The 18,033-nt window shown below is 67.2% G+C and carries 14 protein-coding genes; 6 read left to right on the top strand and 8 right to left on the bottom strand.

Going from position 1 to position 18,033, the window contains the following annotated elements; translation table 11 throughout:
• Position 1: 1 nt before the first annotated feature.
• Genes Q0D75_RS06110 through Q0D75_RS06100 form a run of 3 tightly spaced genes read left to right on the top strand, consistent with a single transcriptional unit; the run spans position 2 to position 5,789 of the window.
• On the top strand, positions 2-904 hold the full coding sequence (locus Q0D75_RS06110) for a carbohydrate ABC transporter permease (RefSeq protein WP_291050452.1): 903 nt from the start codon (positions 2-4) through the stop codon (positions 902-904).
• Complete coding sequence (locus Q0D75_RS06105; RefSeq protein WP_291050450.1) at positions 901-3,564, top strand: alpha-L-rhamnosidase; 2,664 nt, start codon at positions 901-903, stop codon at positions 3,562-3,564. Before Q0D75_RS06110 ends, Q0D75_RS06105 begins: the two co-directional genes overlap by 4 nt.
• Positions 3,561-5,789, top strand: a complete 2,229-nt coding sequence (locus tag Q0D75_RS06100; RefSeq protein WP_291050448.1) for a glycoside hydrolase family 3 protein — start codon at positions 3,561-3,563, stop codon at positions 5,787-5,789. Before Q0D75_RS06105 ends, Q0D75_RS06100 begins: the two co-directional genes overlap by 4 nt.
• Before the next feature lie 45 nt (positions 5,790-5,834).
• Here Q0D75_RS06100 and Q0D75_RS06095 read toward each other — a convergent pair whose 3' ends face one another.
• From Q0D75_RS06095 to Q0D75_RS06085, 3 genes are read right to left on the bottom strand one after another with little or no spacing between them, the layout of a single operon-like run.
• Positions 5,835-7,208, bottom strand: coding sequence for an MFS transporter (locus Q0D75_RS06095; protein ID WP_291050446.1), 1,374 nt, complete (start codon positions 7,206-7,208; stop codon positions 5,835-5,837).
• A gap of 13 nt (positions 7,209-7,221) precedes the next feature.
• The gene (locus Q0D75_RS06090; RefSeq protein WP_291050444.1) at positions 7,222-8,112 is read right to left on the bottom strand and encodes a fumarylacetoacetate hydrolase family protein; all 891 of its coding nucleotides are present in this window, start codon (positions 8,110-8,112) and stop codon (positions 7,222-7,224) included.
• Between the two features lie 28 nt (positions 8,113-8,140).
• Positions 8,141-9,331 carry an FAD-dependent monooxygenase gene (locus Q0D75_RS06085; protein ID WP_291050442.1) on the bottom strand — a complete coding sequence of 397 codons (1,191 nt, stop codon included), beginning with the start codon at positions 9,329-9,331 and terminating at the stop codon, positions 8,141-8,143.
• Positions 9,332-9,379: 48 nt separating this feature from the next.
• Here Q0D75_RS06085 and Q0D75_RS06080 point away from each other — a divergent pair, with 48 nt between their 5' ends.
• The 3 genes from Q0D75_RS06080 to Q0D75_RS06070 all read left to right on the top strand — a co-directional run bounded on the left by Q0D75_RS06080 (position 9,380) and on the right by Q0D75_RS06070 (position 11,905).
• On the top strand, positions 9,380-10,150 hold the full coding sequence (locus Q0D75_RS06080; protein ID WP_291050440.1) for an IclR family transcriptional regulator: 771 nt from the start codon (positions 9,380-9,382) through the stop codon (positions 10,148-10,150).
• Positions 10,151-10,253: 103 nt separating this feature from the next.
• Positions 10,254-11,369 carry a cupin domain-containing protein gene (locus Q0D75_RS06075; protein ID WP_291050438.1) on the top strand — a complete coding sequence of 372 codons (1,116 nt, stop codon included), beginning with the start codon at positions 10,254-10,256 and terminating at the stop codon, positions 11,367-11,369.
• A complete protein-coding gene (locus Q0D75_RS06070) occupies positions 11,366-11,905 on the top strand; it encodes a maleylpyruvate isomerase N-terminal domain-containing protein (protein ID WP_291050437.1) in 540 nt (179 codons plus the stop codon). The genes Q0D75_RS06075 and Q0D75_RS06070 overlap by 4 nt, the downstream gene beginning before the upstream one ends.
• A 269-nt stretch (positions 11,906-12,174) precedes the next feature.
• On the opposite strand, the gene Q0D75_RS06065 is transcribed toward Q0D75_RS06070, so the two are convergent.
• From Q0D75_RS06065 to Q0D75_RS06045, 5 genes are all read right to left on the bottom strand, one after another.
• Positions 12,175-12,969, bottom strand: coding sequence for a hypothetical protein (locus Q0D75_RS06065; RefSeq protein WP_159906807.1), 795 nt, complete (start codon positions 12,967-12,969; stop codon positions 12,175-12,177).
• Complete coding sequence (locus tag Q0D75_RS06060; protein ID WP_159906805.1) at positions 12,966-13,646, bottom strand: hypothetical protein; 681 nt, start codon at positions 13,644-13,646, stop codon at positions 12,966-12,968. Before Q0D75_RS06060 ends, Q0D75_RS06065 begins: the two co-directional genes overlap by 4 nt.
• Before the next feature lie 395 nt (positions 13,647-14,041).
• Positions 14,042-14,791 carry a hypothetical protein gene (locus tag Q0D75_RS06055; RefSeq protein ID WP_159906803.1) on the bottom strand — a complete coding sequence of 250 codons (750 nt, stop codon included), beginning with the start codon at positions 14,789-14,791 and terminating at the stop codon, positions 14,042-14,044.
• 35 nt (positions 14,792-14,826) lie between these two features.
• Entirely contained in the window at positions 14,827-16,689 is a 1,863-nt protein-coding gene (locus Q0D75_RS06050; RefSeq protein ID WP_159906801.1) for a DUF4209 domain-containing protein, read from the bottom strand.
• Between the two features lie 204 nt (positions 16,690-16,893).
• A complete protein-coding gene (locus Q0D75_RS06045) occupies positions 16,894-17,904 on the bottom strand; it encodes a DUF4238 domain-containing protein (protein WP_159906800.1) in 1,011 nt (336 codons plus the stop codon).
• Positions 17,905-18,033: the final 129 nt, after the last annotated feature.

Raw genomic sequence — 18,033 nt, 5'->3', positions numbered from 1 at the left:
CATGAGCTCCACCGCACTCGCCACTCCGGTCCGAACCCCGACCGACGTCCGTCCCCCGCGCCGCCGGAGCCCCCGGGGGCGCCGCATCCTGAAGGCCCTGCCGAAGATCATCGTCATCGGCGTCCTGCTGATCACGGTGGTGTACCCCTTGTTCTGGCTGCTGATGGGCTCGTTCAAGACCCAGGACGAGTTCCTCAACTCCCCCACTTGGGCGCTGCCGGAGACCTGGACCTTCGACAACTACATCGAGGCCTGGACGACGGGCAACCTCGGTACCTACGTGCGCAACAGCATCCTGGCCACCGCCCCCGCCCTGTTCCTCACCATCGTCTTCGGCGTCGCGGCCGGTTTCGCCCTCGAGGTGATGGTGTGGAAGGGGCGCGGTGTCGTCCTGCTGGCCTTCCTGGCCGGAATCATGGTGCCGGGCCAGATGATCCTGCTGCCCCTGTTCACCATCTACTTCAAGACCGGGCTCACCGGGTCGCTGCTGCCGCTGATCATCACCTACACGGCGATCGGTCTGCCCCTGACGGTGTTCATGATGGCCACCTACTTCCGCAGCGTGCCCCGTGAGATCTTCGAGGCCGCGACCCTCGACGGCGCCAGCATCTTCCGCACCTTCCGGTCGATCGGGTTCCCGCTGGTGAAGAACGCCATCTTCACGGTGGCGCTGGTGCAGTTCTTCTTCATCTGGAACGACCTGCTGATCGCCCTCACCTTCACCACGCGCAGCGACCTGCGCACCATCCAGGTCGGGCTGCTCAACTTCACCGGCCAGTTCGGCCAGGTGCAGTACGGCCCCACCTTCGCCGCCATCTGCATCAACGTCTTCGGCACGCTCGTGCTGTATCTCATCCTCAACCAGCGGGTCATGAAAGGCCTGACCGCCGGAGCGGTCAAGTGACGGGCTCCGCCCGCAGCACCGGCCTGCAGGTGGAGCATCGCTCCGACGGGCTGGGGATCGGCGCGGCCGAGCCGCGACTGAGCTGGGTCGTCGACGGTCGCGGCGACGATCGCCAGCTCGGCGGCGAGGTCGAGATCACGCGCGGTGGCAAGACGACCTGCACCCCCACGGATTCCACCACTCTGGTGCCCTGGCCCGGCCGACCCTTGACGTCTCGCGAATCCGCGACCGTGCGGGTACGATCCCTGCTCGACTCCGGATGGGCGGCGTGGTCGGATCCGCTGCCGGTCGAGGCCGGACTGCTCGAGCGAGGCGATTGGAGCACCGACTTCGTCTCCCCCTCTCTCTCCGCACCCGCCGGAGCCGCGCGCCCGGCCTTCCTGCTCCGCGCATCCTTCACCACCACCGGGCGGGTGCGGCGCGCCCGCGCCTACGCGACCGCCCACGGAGTGTTCGATCTCGAGGTCAACGGAGAGGGCGCGGGAGCTGACGCCCTGCTCTCCCCCGGCTGGAGCAGCTACGCCCACCGGTTGCGCTATCGCACGATCGACCTGACCGCGCAGCTGCGCACCGGCGAGAACGTGATCGGAGCATGGCTGGCCGACGGCTGGTACCGCGGCCGACTCGGCTTCAACGGAGGCCTCTGGAACATCTACGGCGAGGATGTCGCCCTGCTCTGCCAGCTCGAGATCGAAGACGACCTCGGGCCCCGGGTGGTGCCTCTGCAGTGGGACTGGACACTCTCTCCCATCATCTCCACGGGCCTCTACGAGGGCGAGGCGCACGACGAGCGACTCGGCCGGGCTCTCGCCGGATGGTCGGCGCCGGGCTTCGACGCCGACGGCTGGGCGGCGTGCACGACGATCCCGCTCCGTGACGTGCCGGCCGCGCTGGAGGCGCCCACCGGTCCTCCGGTCAGGGTCGTCGAGCGGCTGCGGCCGACCGCGGTCGAGCGCCGGCCCGATGGGAGGGTGCTGCTCGACTTCGGTCAGAACGTCAGCGGCAAGCTGGCCGTCACGGCCCGTGCCGAGGCCGGCCATCTGATCCGCATCCGTCACGCCGAGGTGCTCGAAGACGGCGAGCTCAGCCTGCGCCCCCTGCGCACGGCGGCCTCGGTCGACACCTACCTCTTCGCCACCGACGGCGTCGAATCCTGGACACCGCGCTTCACCGTGCACGGCTTCCGCTACGCGGAGATCGAGGGCTGGCCGGCCGATCAGGATCCGCACCTGATCGAGGCCCGGGTGATGCACTCGGACATGCGGCGCACCGGCGAGTTCTCGTCATCCGACCCGCTGCTGGACCGGTTCCACGAGAACGTCGTCTGGAGCATGCGCGACAACTTCGTCGACCTGCCCACCGACTGCCCGCAGCGCGACGAGCGGCTCGGCTGGAGCGGTGACATCCAGGTCTTCGCGCCTGCAGCGGCCTACCTGTTCGACTCCACCGGTGTGCTGCAGAACTGGCTGCGCGACCTCGCCGCCGAGCAGATCGAGTACGGCTCGGTGATGAACTTCCACCCGTGGGTGGCCTGCGGCTTCCCCAGCGACCCGGCCGCCGCCTGGGGCGATGCGGCCGTCATCGTGCCGTGGGTGCTCTACGAGCGCACGGGCGACCGCCAGATCCTGCACGACCAGTTCGACAGCATGACCCGCTGGATCGACCAGGTCGACGCCCTGACCGTGGGCACCGGGCTCTGGAACCACGGCTTCCAGCTCGGCGACTGGCTCGACCCGGCCGCCCCATCCGACCGGCCCGACCACTCCGCCACCGATCGCTACCTGGTCGCCACGGCGTACCTGGCCCATTCGGCGTCGTTGGTGGCCCGCAGCGCAGCGCTGCTCGGCGACCTCGCGGCCGAACAGCGCTACGGCGCCGTCGCCGCCCGGGCGCGAGCCGCCTTCCGCCGCGAGTACGTCTCCCCCGCCGGCCGGGTGGTCAGCGACACGGTCACGGCCCTGTCGGTGGCGATCGCCTTCGAACTGCTCGAAGGGGAGGAACGCAGCACAGCCGGCAATCGGCTCGCCGAGTTGGTCGCGGCCGGCAACTACCGCATCCAGACCGGCTTCGTGGGCACCCCGCTGGTCTGCGACGCCCTCGCTGCGACCGGGCACATGGATGACGCCTACCACCTCATTCTGCAGCGCGAGGCCCCGTCGTGGCTGTGGCCGGTGTCGATGGGTGCGACGACCGTCTGGGAGCGCTGGGACAGCCTGCTCCCCGATGGGTCTGTGAACCCCGGAGAGATGACCTCGTTCAACCACTACGCGCTCGGCGCCGTGGTCGACTTCCTGCACCGACGCGTCGCCGGCCTGGCTCCCGCCGCCCCCGGCTACGCCGACGTGCGCTTCGCTCCGCAACCGGGCGGCGGGCTCACCCGCGCCTCGGCCGCCCACGACAGCCCGTTCGGCCGGTACGAGATCTCCTGGGTGCGTGATGCGGGCTCGCTGACCGTCGAGCTGACGGTGCCGCCCGCGGGAACCGCCCTGTTCGTGCACCCGGGGATGGATGCGCGCACCGAACGCATCGAGCCCGGCCGGCACGTCATCCGAACCGCGTACCGGGATCCGCTCGACGACGCCCGGCCCGCCCGCGCGTGGAATCTGCACGACCCCGAAGAGCGTCGGCAGATGCTCGAGCAGCAGGAGGTCGGCGCATGATCGAGCACGACTCCCCTGCCGGAGCCCTGGCGGCGGCGACCCTGGCCGAGCAGGCCTCGTTGCTCTCCGGGGCCGACATGGCCGGCACCGTCGCCCTCGAGCGGCTCGGACTGCCCTCCGTCGTGATGACCGACGGCCCGCACGGGCTCGCGATGAACCTCCCCGGCTTCCGGGGCAAGGTCGAAGCCGTCGCGTTCCCCACGGCGGCGAACCTCGCGGCCACCTGGAACACCGAGCTCGTGCAGTCGGTCGGCCGGGCGATCGGCGCCGCAGCGAGCCGCGCCGGCGCCGATGTGCTGCTGGGCCCCGGCCTCAACATCAAACGCTCGCCGCTCGGCGGCCGCAACTTCGAGTACTACTCCGAAGACCCGCTGGTCAGCGGGCAGATGGGCGCTGCGTTCGTGCGCGGCGTGCAGCAGACCGGGGTGGCCGCGTGCCCGAAGCACTTCGCGGTCAACAACCAGGAGACCGACCGGATGCGGGTGAGCGCCGAGGTCTCCGAACGCGCGCTCCGCGAGATCTACCTCAGCGGCTTCGAGCAGGTCGTCGTCCAGGCGCGCCCCCGGGCGATGATGGCTTCGTACAACCGGATCAACGGAGTGTACGCGAGCGAGGATCCCTGGTTGCTGACGCGGGTGCTGCGCGACGAGTGGGGCTTCGACGGCGCCGTCATCTCGGACTGGGGGGCGGTCGACGATCGCCTCGCGGCTCTCGTCGCCGGGCTCGACCTCGAGATGCCGGGAACGGGCGGGGCGTCGGCCGACGCGATCGTCGATGCCGTGCACTCAGGACTCGTCGACGCCGAGACGGTGCGCGCATCCGCCGAACGGGTGGCGGCGCTGGTTCACGGCCCGCGCTCCGAAAGCCGCACCGAGACCGCCGGAGGCGACGACGCACTCGCTCTGGAGGCCGCGCAGCAGTCCATCGTGCTCCTCAGGAACGACGGAGTGCTCCCGCTGGAGCCGCCGGTGCCGGTGGTCGTCATCGGGGCTCTGGCCGAGCATCCGCCCATCCAAGGCGGTGGCAGTTCGCAGGTCAACGACCGCTCGGCGGAGAACCTGCTCGGCGCGCTCTCCCGGCGCGGCATGGCTGTGACGCGATTCGCGGCCGGCTACACGATCGGCGAGTCCGGAACGACCCCGGAGCTGCTGGCCGAGGCGAGCGAGGCCGTCACCGGAGCCGCAGTGGTGATCGCTGTGGTCGGCCTCGACGGCGATGCCGACTCGGAGGGCCGTGACCGCCTCGACCTGCGCCTGCCGCGAGCGCAGCAGGCGATGCTCGACGCCGCGGCCGCGAACTCCTCTGCCCGGGTCGTGACCGTGTGCTTCGGCGGCGGCGTCATGACCGTGGACGATTTCGCCGCTGATTCGGCGGCACTGCTCTGGGCCGGCCTGCCCGGACGGCACGGAGCGACGGCTCTCGCCGACATCATCACGGGTCGGTTCAACCCGTCGGCGAAGCTGACCGAGACGATCCCCTCGACTCTGGCCAGTACGCCGTCGTTCCTCTCCTTTCCCGGCGAAGCCGGCCGCTCGTTCTACGGCGAGGGCGTCTTCGTCGGCTATCGGGGATATGACGCCCGCGACGAGCCGGTCGCCTACCCGTTCGGGCACGGCCTCGGCTACTCCCCCTTCTCGTACGCGCAGCTGGACGTACACACCGATCCGGTTTCGGGCGGCGTCACGGTGGAGTTCGCGGTGACCAATGACGGCCGTCGCCCGGGAACCGAGATCGCCCAGGTCTACGTGGGTCAGCCGGATGCCGGCGTGCCGCGCATCCGTCGCCAGCTCGCCGGTTTCGTGCACAGCACGCTGCAGCCGGGCGAGGCCAGGACGCTCGCCGTCGACCTGCCGCTGCGAGCCTTCCAGCGCTGGGACGAGCGCTCCGGCGGCTGGCGGCGCGACCAGGGTTCGCATCGGATCGAGGTCGGCGCCTCCTCGCGCGATCTCCGCCTGGGCGCGAGCGTGGTCCTGGGCGAGGCAGGTCCGTTTGCCCCGCTGACCGTCCGCTCGACCCTGCGCGAGTGGATGACCCACCCCGTCGCGGCTCCGACCCTGCGCGCCCGGCTGGCGGACCTGCCGGGCGCGGAAGGCACCCTGGGGCTCCTGTCGAACGAGCACGTGCTGGTGATGATCGGCGACCTGCCGATCGAGCGCCTCACCGTCGACCGCGGGAACGCGCTGACAGTGGCGCTGCTCGAGCAGGTGGCCGCCGGCATCCGGTGATCTCACGACCTCGGTGAGACCACCGGAACGGTTGACTGCCGCCGCTCAGCGAGCCGCGACGCCGCCTCGGGGCGACGGCGTGCCGGCATCCGCCGACCCGACCTGGCGCCGGTCGTGCCGGCCCACGCCGGCGATGGCGAGCGCGCCGACGACCATGGGGATGATGAACAGGAAGTAGAGGTCCTCCGGCTTCCAGTCCCGGTCGATCAGGGCGCCCGCGACGATCGGCGACAGGATGGCGCCCACCCGGCCCATGCCGATGATGAAGCCGACCGCGGTCGCCCGCAGCTCCGCGGCGTAGTGGGTAGGGCCGACGATGAACATGCCGGCGATCCCTGCGCTCAGCAGCAGCCCGAGCAGCGCCGCGGCGAGGAAGGCCGTGCTGAGTCCGTTCACCGCGATCGCGTAGCCGGCGAACCCGCCCGCGCCGAGCAGGAACGTCACCAGGAGCGTGCGCACCACCCCCGCCTTCGTGGAGACGATTCCGAACGCGAGGGTGTCGATGATGCCGCCGACGCTGAACATCACGCCGGCGGTGATGCCGTCCTGGGCGGTGAAACCGTTGCTCGCGACGAGTCGGGGCGTCCACGAGTTGGCGAAGTAGAAGCTCCCCATGATCGCGAAGAAGGCGACCGAGAGCAGCACCGTCTTCGTACGGTTCGCTCTCGAGAACAGGGCCGCCCACCGGCCCCGGGCCGTGTTCGCCGCGGCGTCGAGCGGGGGAAGGGCGGGCACCGTGCTGTGACCCAGACGCCGGAGGATGCGGTTCAAGGTGTCGAGGGCGTTCGGCGGCCGCTTCACCAGCAGGAAGTCGATCGACTCCGGGAGCAGCCAGAAGATCAGCGGGATCATCACCGTGGTGGCGATGGCGCCGAAGGCGAAAGCGGAGTGCCAGCCGAGGGGTCCGATCAGTGCCGCGATGACGATGCCGCCCAGGGTACCGCCGATCGGCTGGCCCATCGTGTAGAAGCTGATCGCCAGCGAGCGCCGCCGCTTCGAGGAGTACTCGGAGACGTAGACGTTCAGGCTGGCCTGCATGACGCCGATGCCGAGACCGGTCACAAGCCGCATGGCGAGCAGCACCCCGTAGCTCGGGGCGAGTGCCGACACCAGCATGCCGAGCGCGATCACCACCGCACAGCCGAGGATGGTCGTGCGACGTCCCACCGCGTCGGCGATCGAGCTGAGAGCCGTCGAGCCGATCGCCATACCCAGCAGGGCGGCGCTCAGCAGGATGCCCAGTTCTGCTCCTCCGAGGGCCCAGTCCTCGGCGATCGCCGAGGCGGTGAAGGCCATGGCGAGCACGTCGAACCCGTCGAGCATGTTCAAGACGACGCAGACCGCGATGATGCCGAATTGGGCACCCCTCATCGGCGACTGGTCGAGCCGTTCCCTGATGTCGATGACACTGTTCGGCATGTGCAACTCCTTCTCACGACGTCGATGTCGCGATCGATGCGGTCGACGGGATCGGACGATCTCCGTACGGGATGGCGCCCTGCCCGGTGACGGACACGACGAGTGTTCCGAGGCGCTCGATGGTGAGGCGCACCTCGTCGCCGTCGGCGAGCGGCCCGACGCCGGCGGGAGTGCCGCTTGCGATGACGTCACCGGGGTGGAGGGTCATCACCGAGCTGGCGTAGGCGACCAGCTCCGCCACACCGAAGATCATCTCGGCGGTCGACACGCTCTGGCGGTGCTCGCCGGCGACCCAGCAGTCCAGCTGCAGGTCATCGGCATCGCCCGCTTCATCCGCGGTCACGATCCAGGGGCCCATCGGGGTGAAGGTGTCGAATGACTTGCGCGTCGAGCGGTCCTCGGTCGAGCGCACGCTGATGTCGAGCAATCCCAGGTAGCCCGCCACGTGGTCCAGGGCGTCGCCGACGGGGATGGTGCGTCCCCCCGTTCCGATCACGATGCCGAGTTCCCCCTCCTGATCGATCCGCTTGTCGGAGTAGGGCAGCTCGATCGCGTCACCCGGGCCGATGACCGAGGAGTTCGCCTTGAGGAAGACCCCGTACTCGGCGATCGTCTTCTGCTCGCTCATCTCGATCTTGTGGTCGAGGTAGTTCACGGGTGCGGCGATGATCTTGCCGGGGCGTGGCAGCGGCGCGCACAGCCGCACCGAGTCGAGCGGATGCCGTGGGAGGGCATCCGAGAGCAGGGCCCGTTCGAGGGCGGCGGTCCCCGATCCCGCGGCGAGCCAGACCGCCCAGGCCCCTCCGGCTTCGGCCGGCAGCGGATGGACGATCGAGGAGACGTCGATCAGCTCGTCGCCGAGCACGACGCCCGGCCGGTGATCGTTGAACAGTGCAAGACGCATGGTGAGGCTTTCCGGTCGAGGTCGGGAGTCAGAGGTGGGCCGGGGCGCGATCGGCCCAGAGCCAGTCGGCCACGGTGAAGTCATCACGCGCGCGGGACGCCAGCAGAGCGTTGCGGGCCAGCCGCTGCTCGCCGACGGCGTGGCACAGGTCACCGAACGCGTGGGCGGTCGTCTGCACGCGGGAGGCCCTGGGCTCGCGTTCGGCCACGAATCCGGCGATCGCGCCGTCCCACTCGCTCGCCTTCGAACCGGGGGCCAGTCGCGCCAGCGCATCGGCGTCCTCTAGGGCCTGGCAGGCACCCTGGGCGAGGTACTGCAGCATCGGATGCGCGGCATCGCCGGTCAGTACGATCCGGCCGTCGTTCCAGGTCGGCGCCGGGGCGCGATCGTAGAGCGGCCAGCGACGCTGGCGGCCCACGTGGGCCAGAGCCGCCTGCACCGGCTCGGCGCAGCCGGCGAACACCGTGTCGAGTTCGTCGACTCCGCCGTACTCGACGTCACCGCGTGCGAAGCCGGCCGATTTGAAGACGACCACGTTGTTCAGCAGCGTGCCCTGACGCAGCGGGTATTGCACGAGATGGCAGCCCGGACCCATCCAGACCGTGACGTCGTTCGAGGCCTGGCCGTCAGACGGGATGGTCCCTCGATAGGCGACGTACCCCGACGGGATCGGAGCATCGCCGACCAGGGCATCCCGGGTGCGCGAGCGCAGGCCGTCGGCTCCGATGACCACGGGATAGGTCGCGCGCCGGCCGTCCTCCGCCGTGACCGTCGCGCCCTGCGCTTCCGTCTGCACGTCGATGATCGTGGTGCCCGTCAGAAGCGTGATGCCGGCCGACGCCCTGCAGGCGTCGAGGAGGATCTGATGGAGGTCGGTGCGGTGGATCACCACGTACGGGGCGTCGTAGCGGGCGAGGAATGCCTCGCCCAGGGGCATCACGGTGAGCACCGAGCCGTCGATGGCGTCACGGGCGACGAGGTTCTCCGTCACCACCCCGGCGTGCACCACGGCATCCAGCAGGCCCCAGTCGCGGAGGATGCGGGTCGCGTTCGGAGCCAGTTGCAGACCGGCGCCCACCTCTCCGAACTCGGCGGCCTGCTCGGCCAACGTGACCGTGTGACCGGCGCGGGCGAGGGCGAGAGCAGCGGCCAGGCCGCCGATTCCGCCGCCGATGACGAACACGGTCGAACGAGGAAATACTTCGCTGTATTGCTTCACGCGCCCATCCTGCTGACCGGCGACGGCCATCATGCGTAAGATTCCGTCATGCAGAACACTCCGCTTCCCGCTCCCCCGGCCTACGGGGTCGGCGCGCTCGACCGCGGGCTTCGCCTGCTGCAGATCCTCCGCGACGACGGGAGTCTCCGCGTGGCCGACGCGGCGGTGCACCTCGGAACGTCGAGATCGACGGCGCACCGGCTGCTGTCGACGCTGGTCTACCGCGGCTTCGCGGTGGCCGACGACGACCACATCTACCGGCCCGGTCCGTCGATGGAGGCCGGGCCCGCGCACCTGTCGCGCAACCGGGAACTGCGCCGGATCTGCCACCCGCACCTGGTGCTGCTCTCGCGTCGCAGCAGAGAATCGACGAATCTCATGGTGCGCGTCGGCTCGAAGGTGCGCTTCCTCGAGACGATCGAGGCGGCGGCCCCGGGCCGCACCCGCGACCGGCAAGGCGTGATCATGCCGGCGGCCACCTCGTCGGGGGGCAAGGCGATCCTGGCGACGCTGGATCCGAGCGCGGCACGAGCACTCGTGGATTCGGAGCGCGACGATGACAGCCGGTCGATCGATGAGCTGATGACCGAGCTCGCGGTCGTCCGCGCAAAGGGTTTCGCCGTCAACCACGGGCAGACCGAGCGCGACGTCGCGGCGGTCGGTGCCGCCCTGGTCGATCCGTCCGGCCAGGCCGTGGGGGCGATCAGCGTGTCGGTCCCCACCTCGCGTTTCGGTGTCACGATCCGCGACGGGCTGGCCCCCTTGATCCTCGACACGCGACGGGAGATCGAGCGGGACATCGCCCACGCCGATCTATAAGAATTCCGTATCACGGAATTCTTGTCCACCTCGTCGGCGTGCCCTTTTAGGGTGGGCTCGCGGGCGCCGGAGCCGAGGCGTCCCGATGAAGGAGACCTCGACCATGACTCTCGATGACACGACGAAGCATTCCGATCCGGTGCCGTCGCACGACGGCCAGCCGGTTCCCTCCCCCGAGCTCGATCAGCTCTACCGCGACTTCGCCGCCATCAGCACTGCCCCGCTGTGGACGCAGACGAACGACCTGATGCCGTTCGCCCCGGCCCCGGCGGCCATCCCGTTCGTCTGGCGCTGGAAGACGCTGCTCGACATCGCGCAGCGGTCCGGGGAGCTCGTTCCGGTGGGCCGCGGCGGTGAGCGCAGGGCGATCGGCCTCGCCAATCCCGGGTTGGCACCGACCGCGTACGCCACGCCGACGCTCTGGTGCGCCATCCAGTACCTGGGTGCCCGTGAGACCGCGCCCGAGCACCGGCACGCCCAGAACGCCTTCCGTTTCGTCGTCGAGGGAGAGGGAGTGTGGACCGTCGTCAACGGCGACCCGGTGGCCATGCGCCGCGGCGACCTGCTGCTCACCCCGGGCTGGAACTTCCACGGCCACCACAACGACACCGACCAGCCGATGGCCTGGATCGACGGACTCGACGTGCCCTTCGCCCACGACCTGGACTTCGGCTTCTTCGAACTGGGGTCGGAGCGGGTCACCGACGAATCGTCGCCGGCCATCTCCCGCTCGGAGCAGCTCTGGGCCCACCCGGGACTCACTCCCCTGTCGAGCCAAGGCGCATCGGTGAGCACGCCCCTGGCCGCCTACCGCTGGGAGCACACCGATGCCGCCTTGCGCGCGCAGCTCGACCTCGAGGATCAGGGCTATCCGGCCACGGTCGAGCAGGGCCACGCCGCGATCAAATACACCAACCCCACCAGCGGTGGCGACGTGCTGCCGACCATCCGCTGCGAATTCCACCGGCTCCGCGAGGGCGCGCAGACGCCCGCTCGTCACGAGGTCGGCTCCTCCGTCTGGCAGGTGTTCGAGGGGCGCGGTTCCGTCGTGCTGAATGGTGAGCGGATGGCGCTGGAGACCGGTGACCTCTTCGTCGTGCCCTCGTGGACGGCCTGGAGCCTGGAGGCGGAGACCGAGTTCGATCTGTTCCGCTTCAGCGACGCCCCGATCGTCGAACGGCTGCACTTCTCCCGCACCTACATCCCGTCTCGAGCGTGACGGGCCGGGTGCCGGGCGACACGCTGCTGGCGGCCCGGCGGGCGACCGCCTTGTATTCCCGGGAGCTCGAGCACCTGTCCGACGAGGACCTCCGAGGCGATTCGACCGCGCCGGGGTGGAGCAGGTCGCACGTGGTCGCCTATGTCGCCCTCGAGGCCCGAGCCCTGGCCATCGCCCTGGACGGGCTGGCGTCGATCACCCACCCCGACTACGAACCCGTCGGGGAATGGGGCGCGGCCGTCGACTTCACAGCCACCCTCGGGGCGAGCGCGCTGCGCAACCTGCACCACCACACCGTCGTGCACCTGAACGTGGCCTGCCGTGATCTCCCCGATGCAGCCTGGTCCGTTCCGATCGAGGTCTCAGGGAGGCGGGCCGCGCCGTCGGCCCTGATGGCCCGGCGCGAACTCCAGATCGTGAAAGGTACGCTCGCCCTGCGAACCGGCGCCCGCGTCGGCATCGACTCGACGGGCCTACCGGTCGTCACCCCCAGCGCGCCGCTCTTCGATTCAGCGGATGTGACGACGAAGCCCTGACGAGAAATAGTTTCTCGTCAGGGCTCCTTCTGTCGGGCTGACAGGATTTGAACCTGCGACCCCTTGACCCCCAGGTGCCAGGAACAAAACTCCCGGGCCACCTGATCTGGGGTTTCACCTTTCACGGCATGCTCTGCGCGTCACGTTTTGCATAATTTGCAGACTGTTGGTCACCTGATTGGTCCACTTCACTTCCCGGGCCACAGAACTGCCATATTCGTGATCTCAGTTCCCCGACTTGCGGATGAATTCGAGTTTCATCCCGCCGATTATGTAGTACCCGCTGGTGCTTGAACACGGGGCGGGAAGTCGACCCAAGCCCACGAATCGTTCCGGAACGCGAGGTACCGGTGCCAGTAGTTCGACCAGATCCAAAGCGCATCAACGGAGCCGAAGCCCGCTGGAGCAGAAATGGGCGGCTGGAAATCATCGGTGAAGAATCGGGCCGGCAGCACATCGTCCGTCGGAACCAAGAACAGGTGGCGCTCTGAAACATCTGCCGTGCGCCTCAGCTTCTTGAGATGCGACGCCATGTGGGGTTCTCCATGCAAGGTCTCGACGACCCGAGCGAAATCGGAAGGAGCATTGTCGACGAACTCTGCGTGCATGGACTGGTAAATCACCACGCCAGGATCGAGCTTCGCACGTCGGAGCGTGCCGAGCTCCTCGGCGAGGAACTGCGCCAGTTCTAGCTCGTCTTCAAGTACCGCCAGGGGCAGCTCTTCGGGCCGGTCTGCACCGTGGGCGTCGCAGAGCGCGACTGCCCGCAAAACCGCTCGCCGTACGAACTTGTAGGGAAAATTTGGCCCAGCTGAGCGGAACTCCCACGAGCTGGCCGCCGGCCAACGCCAGCCCTCTTTCATCGCCATGCCTTGCCATGCGATTGACGCTCTATCTATGACGAGCGTTACTTCAAGAGCGCCACGGCGTCCGTCCGGCCAGACAAGTAAATAGTCGACAGCACTTTGTCGACCGTCGATGTCATGAGGAACGACCTTGGCACCGGTTTCGTAGCCGACCAAATGTGCTGCAATCCGCTCGGCTCTCTCTGCGAGGCCTGTCATCGAATTGTCTTTGGTTGGCGTTTCGCGTGGTGCTCCGTGGTCCAGTGATGGTCGTAGAAGCCCGAGCGGTTGAGGCGGTGCATCTCCGGGACGATCGTGGGCGAAGTGAGAATCGAATCGCACAGCGGCGTCAGAGCGTCGACGACGACCTGCCCGAGGTATCCAAGAATCTCGATCTGCCCCGTAGTGTGCCCCAGCAGCACGGGAGCCATACTGCTCATCGCTTCTTGACCGTCTTCGTCCGGGTCACCGAAGTGGACGCCACCCTCGACATGGGCGTAGTAGCGGATGACCTGCTTGACGGACAGGTCCTGACCCTCAATCATCCCAACTCTCGCCGCAAGGAATTGATCCGCCATCAGCGCGTCAGTCGCCGCGTCGCCAACAAGCTCAGGACCGCTCAAGCGAATCAGATAGTTGAGCGACTCGTCTGCGCTACCAGGAACCTGCCACGGTCGAATCCGGAATCCCGGCGTGATTTCGTGTCGTGCCCGCCTGACGGTTACGAGCAAGGGGTCACCGCGATCGGTGAGAAGCTTCCGAAGCAACGGTGCAATGCCAAGCAGCTCGTACCGGCGCCGAGACGCTGGGTCACGGCTGCGGTTGCGCAGATCGGCGACCGTCTCCACGAACAGCCACTCGGCCAGCATCATGTGCGCACCGATTTCTCGAGCCACCGAAGCCTCCTCATCTTCCTACACAGACTGACGTTCCACTTTGTTGGCAGAGTCGCGGAGGATCACCCAGGTCGAGTCGGGCGCGAAATGGCAGAGCCCCGCGCCCGAGCCGCGGTTCCAGCATACGAGCGCGAGGATGAACTCAACTCGTGCGGCAGTCCGGTAACCCCTCGCGATGCCGTAGTCGGGTTTCAGTTCAGACCAGTAACCAATCCGAACCACAACTCGGTATTCTGCTCATCTTTTACATGACTAGGCGGTGTCATGCCGCTAGCGAGGGGCAAGCAAAGCCGTCCGCGCTCCCAGTCAAGCTTGGCCTTGACGACACGCCGCGGCGACTCGTCATCTCGCGCCGCTTCCCGTCCGCGCTGCCGTATGCGGAGCCGACGGCATCCTTAATCCTGGCGAGGAACGCCGGTGCGCTGGCGCGCGAAGTCGATCATCTGGGTCACTGCCTCAAGCGCTTCGGCGACGTCGGTGACCGTCATGTGCAGTGGGCCATCTGCGTAGCGGGCTGCTGCCCGCTGGCCATGCAGGCGGTCGAGTACGTCGTTGTGCGTGGGCGGAACGTTCGCCATGTCGGCCGCGTTCTTCAGCCACTCCGCGCGGACTCGGTGGAAGGTGGTCTTCTGGGACTCGCCGAGCATCTGCGCTTGGACGGTGAGCTCGGCCGCGGAGTACAGGTTATCGATAGCGGGACGAACGGCCGTCGCGTGGGACGCCCGGGCCGTCGTGATGTAGTCGTCGGCGAGATCGAGTAGCTCGCCGACGCGGCTCTTGTTGTAGCGGAAGTCAAACGCAAGGTACGGAGCCCCTGCGAACACGACGTAGACGATCCAACCGCTGTCGGCCCCGACTCCGGCCGGTTGGAAACTTTCGAGGCTTTCGATGTTCTGCTCGGTCAGCGGCGTGCCCGGCGCGATCCCTGCGGAGGGGGCCGCCTTTGCGGCGATCTTGGCTTCACTATTGAGCGTCGTCTTGGAGCCACCACCAGGAAGGAGCTCCACGACGGCTGCCCACACGAAGCTCCGATCGGCGGGCAGTCGACGTCGGGCGAGCTCCGGCTCGACCCACGTCACAAAAAAGTTCTCAAGGACGTTGACACCGAACTCCTGCTCCGGGTCGGGTGCGTGTTGCTCAGCCATTCTGACGTGCTCCGTCCTGAACATCGCTGCTTGCCCTATTGATCTGGGTCATCTCGGTCTTCGTCTGTGGGTACCGCTTCTGCCCGGTACTGATTCCAGTAGGGCATGTAGACCAGCCGCAGCGCTTGCCACCAGGCATACACCGCGTGAGAGGAGGCCGACTCATCGTCGTCGAGCAGACCGTGGGCTACCTGATTGCGCAGATTCGGTCCGACCTGCTCGCAGTAGAGCGCCCGCAACTCAAATACGAGGTCCGGGCCAAAGATTTCGGCCGCCTCAGGACGCTCCAGCAGCGCGTTCAAGCTGTTCTCGGTCTCGAGATTGTCGGCGTCGAAGGTGCTGGTGGAGACCCGCGCTGACTTCAGTACTTGCCGGACAAGGTTCTCCATCTGCGGCGCCAAGATGTACAGAGCCGACGTGAAATCTCGGTTGAACCCGTGGAACAGCGCAAGCGCAAACAGTCCCTCGCGGTCGGCCGGCACCACGGCGGAGGACTGAGCAATGTTTTTAAAGTCTCGAAGTGAGAGACCATGATCGACGTGAAGCTGGGACAAAGCCGGCAAGATCACCCCGTGCGCTATCCGGGTCGCGCGTTCGCTGAACTCTGAGACCATGACATGCCAGATCCGCTCGTTTTGGTTCTCCTCGCCGAGCGTTGGCGTGCTTCGTGCCGCGACTCGGGCGTCCGGGGTGTAGACGACACGGCTTACCAGGTTCAATATGCGTGGCTCGTTCACCGCTGCGGTCGCCTGTTGCCTGCTCTCCGCGTCTGAGGCATACGGTGCGAGAGTCACGAAGTTCTTCAAGGCGGTGATCACGTCGAGTTCTTTGACCCGGGCGCGAGCCTGCTGTGCTGCCTTGGTCAGGTCGATGACCGGTGAGTCGAAGGCAACCATCTGCTGCACCGCGGCGGCGTGTGCGTCTCGGATCTCCCACCTAATCACTTCGATCCTGGGGTCGAGTCCGCGTGGTCCCCGCTGCGCCCGCGGAACCTTCAGCAATGCCTTGAGCGCGCTCTCCAGATAGGTTGCCACTACAAACGCGGGCCTTGCTGCCTCCCCCGACGACGCCATGGCGGCTTCGCGCTGCCATAGGTCCGCTTCGCGAACGTGGATGTCGAGGATTGTGTCGCGCGCCCCGAGCTTGCGATACCAGCGCTCCGCTTCAAGTAGGAAATCTCTCGCGCGCCAGAGGTCGCCGCTTTCCTCCAGCTCGCTGCTTAGGGCGTGCAAGCGATCGGCAACCTTGTGGGTGTCTGCCTCCGGAACCCGCGACCGGAACAGGAGGGTGGCAAGCGCCATGAAGTAGTAGCCGTCGTTGACTGTGGCCTCGTCGAAGAGAGTCAGGAGGTGCTGACAGATCTGGCTTAGCTTCTCTTTCGCGTTACTGCGATAGGCAATTTCGATCGCCCGCGCCCAACAGTCTTCGCCATCACCGGCCCAAGAGTCAGGGGTCAGGTCGACCAGCAGGAAAGCGTCAAGCGCGATCACCCCAAACCTATATCGACTCTCACGCTCGCTCCTTCGCCACAGAATGTCCCCCACCCTTGCACGTAACTTCGGAGGTTCGAGCGTGCTGACCACCGACCCGAGGAACACCAACTCCTCCTGCCCCAAGTCCTCTTCGGCCATGGTCCTGCCCGTGCTCATCACGATTGCTGGGGTGTATGGCTCGGCCGGCTTGTCGGGTTGCAGCATAAGCGATGCAATACTCGCGAACAGTGCAAAGGTCCGCTCTAGCTCGGGGGCCGATTCGCGAGCCGCCTTGGCAGCACTGCCGATAGCCGTCCAGTAGTCGTGGTAGTCACCACCCGCCGCCACCGCCGCGGCGAGCGCCTCGTCCCATGCGCGATCGGCGAGCGCGTCGGGATTCAAGGCTGCAGGAGGATCATCGTCCATCTGCCCATCTTGGCGGAGAGGTGCGTCTTTGCGTGGTTGTACCGCGCGCGTCGAGACGCAGTCTCGGACGCCGTGTCTGGGATCTCTGCACATGAACGTGATTTCGGGGCGGTCATCAGTTCCTGGTCAGCCAGCGTATCTCGATCAGACAATGCGCCTCCCGTATTGTCGCGGCGGCCGACACAATCATGTCGACATGATCATTTATTGCGCGGGTAACCGTCGGTGGACCCAAAGCTCATGACTCGTGCTTCCGTCCTTCTTAGCGCTGATGAACTGGTCGCCCCACGTTGTTCGCAGCGCTATCTGGAGGCCGTCGAGCGGACGGTCGTCTGGGTGATGGACGACCCATCGGTGTGCTTGGTTCGCGATCTGACTATTGACTAGGCGGACGAGTTCATCGCGGCCAGCGGGAGTGGAACACGGAGGAAGGCCCAACTCCTCATGCTCAGCCTCGCGGTCACGCAACTGGAGTATCACGCGCGGACTCAAAGGAAGCCACACGATGCTTGCCGTCAGATAGCCAACTGGCGCATCACCTGGTGACCACCAGCACACTGGTTCATCTGAGGTGAGGACGGGCTCGGTGTCGCTCAGGATCAGTGACCAAGTCATCTGGTGGGCCAGACGTTCTCCGAGTTCGCCCAAAGCGAGCTTGATGCCCTCTTGGATCATCACAGCGTCGGGTGCCACCAACTTGGGCCCGGACGGGCCGAGCATCTCAGCCTTGAAGATGCCCACGTCATCCGCGGAGGCGGGGCGGCCGTTCGCGTGAAGCCAGGTCCGGACGCTGTCGTCTGTGACTGTTTCTCCGAGTTGTAGCCGCATGTGGTGGGTGGCCATCGCGTTGAAGTCCTCACGCCACCGATGTCCGCGGATGGTCTGGAGAGCGATGTGATTGATCAGGTGGTACCAGTCCTCCGTGGTGAAGTCGGCCCAGCCTGTACGGAGCAGCTTGTACACGGCGGGAGCCGCGGCCTGTTCGAACTGGCTCAGGTGGTGCTCGATCGACTCTGGGTCGTGGCCGGCACGATCTTCGTCGCGAGCAAGGACCTCGGTCTCAATCCGGTAGAAGCCGACTTCGGCGCAGGCTTTCCGAACAGCGCTTCGTACGACGCGGTCTGGTCGGTCGCGATCGACCAGTGCCAGTTGCTGGTTGCTATCGGCGAAGTTTCGCAGGTAGAACTGCGGAACGAGGTGGTGGCGAGGACTCACATTCCCATGATGCTCCGCACATCGAGCCAATCCGATCTGACCCCGCCGTACGAGCATGATTTGACCGCATCTTGTACGGGGCGGGCTCCAGCAGGGGGAAGCAGGCATAGACGAGTGCCGCGGATATCG

The sequence above is a fragment of the Herbiconiux sp. genome (genome assembly GCF_023264855.1).
Lineage (GTDB): Bacteria > Actinomycetota > Actinomycetes > Actinomycetales > Microbacteriaceae > Herbiconiux.
The sequence above is the reverse complement of the archived record's forward strand: the minus strand, read 5'-3'. Positions and strand labels throughout refer to the sequence as shown.

Excerpts from the sequence above, each read along its gene's own strand:
- Q0D75_RS06110 (WP_291050452.1), top strand. The coding sequence starts at position 2 with ATGAGCTCCACCGCACTCGCCACTCCGGTCCGAACCCCGACCGACGTC.
- Q0D75_RS06080 (WP_291050440.1), top strand. The coding sequence starts at position 9,380 with ATGCAGAACACTCCGCTTCCCGCTCCCCCGGCCTACGGGGTCGGCGCG.
- Q0D75_RS06090 (WP_291050444.1), bottom strand. The coding sequence starts at position 8,112 with ATGCGTCTTGCACTGTTCAACGATCACCGGCCGGGCGTCGTGCTCGGC.
- Q0D75_RS06055 (WP_159906803.1), bottom strand. The coding sequence starts at position 14,791 with ATGGCTGAGCAACACGCACCCGACCCGGAGCAGGAGTTCGGTGTCAAC.
- Q0D75_RS06075 (WP_291050438.1), top strand. The coding sequence starts at position 10,254 with ATGACTCTCGATGACACGACGAAGCATTCCGATCCGGTGCCGTCGCAC.
- Q0D75_RS06095 (WP_291050446.1), bottom strand. The coding sequence starts at position 7,208 with ATGCCGAACAGTGTCATCGACATCAGGGAACGGCTCGACCAGTCGCCG.
- Q0D75_RS06065 (WP_159906807.1), bottom strand. The coding sequence starts at position 12,969 with ATGACAGGCCTCGCAGAGAGAGCCGAGCGGATTGCAGCACATTTGGTC.
- Q0D75_RS06100 (WP_291050448.1), top strand. The coding sequence starts at position 3,561 with ATGATCGAGCACGACTCCCCTGCCGGAGCCCTGGCGGCGGCGACCCTG.
- Q0D75_RS06050 (WP_159906801.1), bottom strand. The coding sequence starts at position 16,689 with ATGGACGATGATCCTCCTGCAGCCTTGAATCCCGACGCGCTCGCCGAT.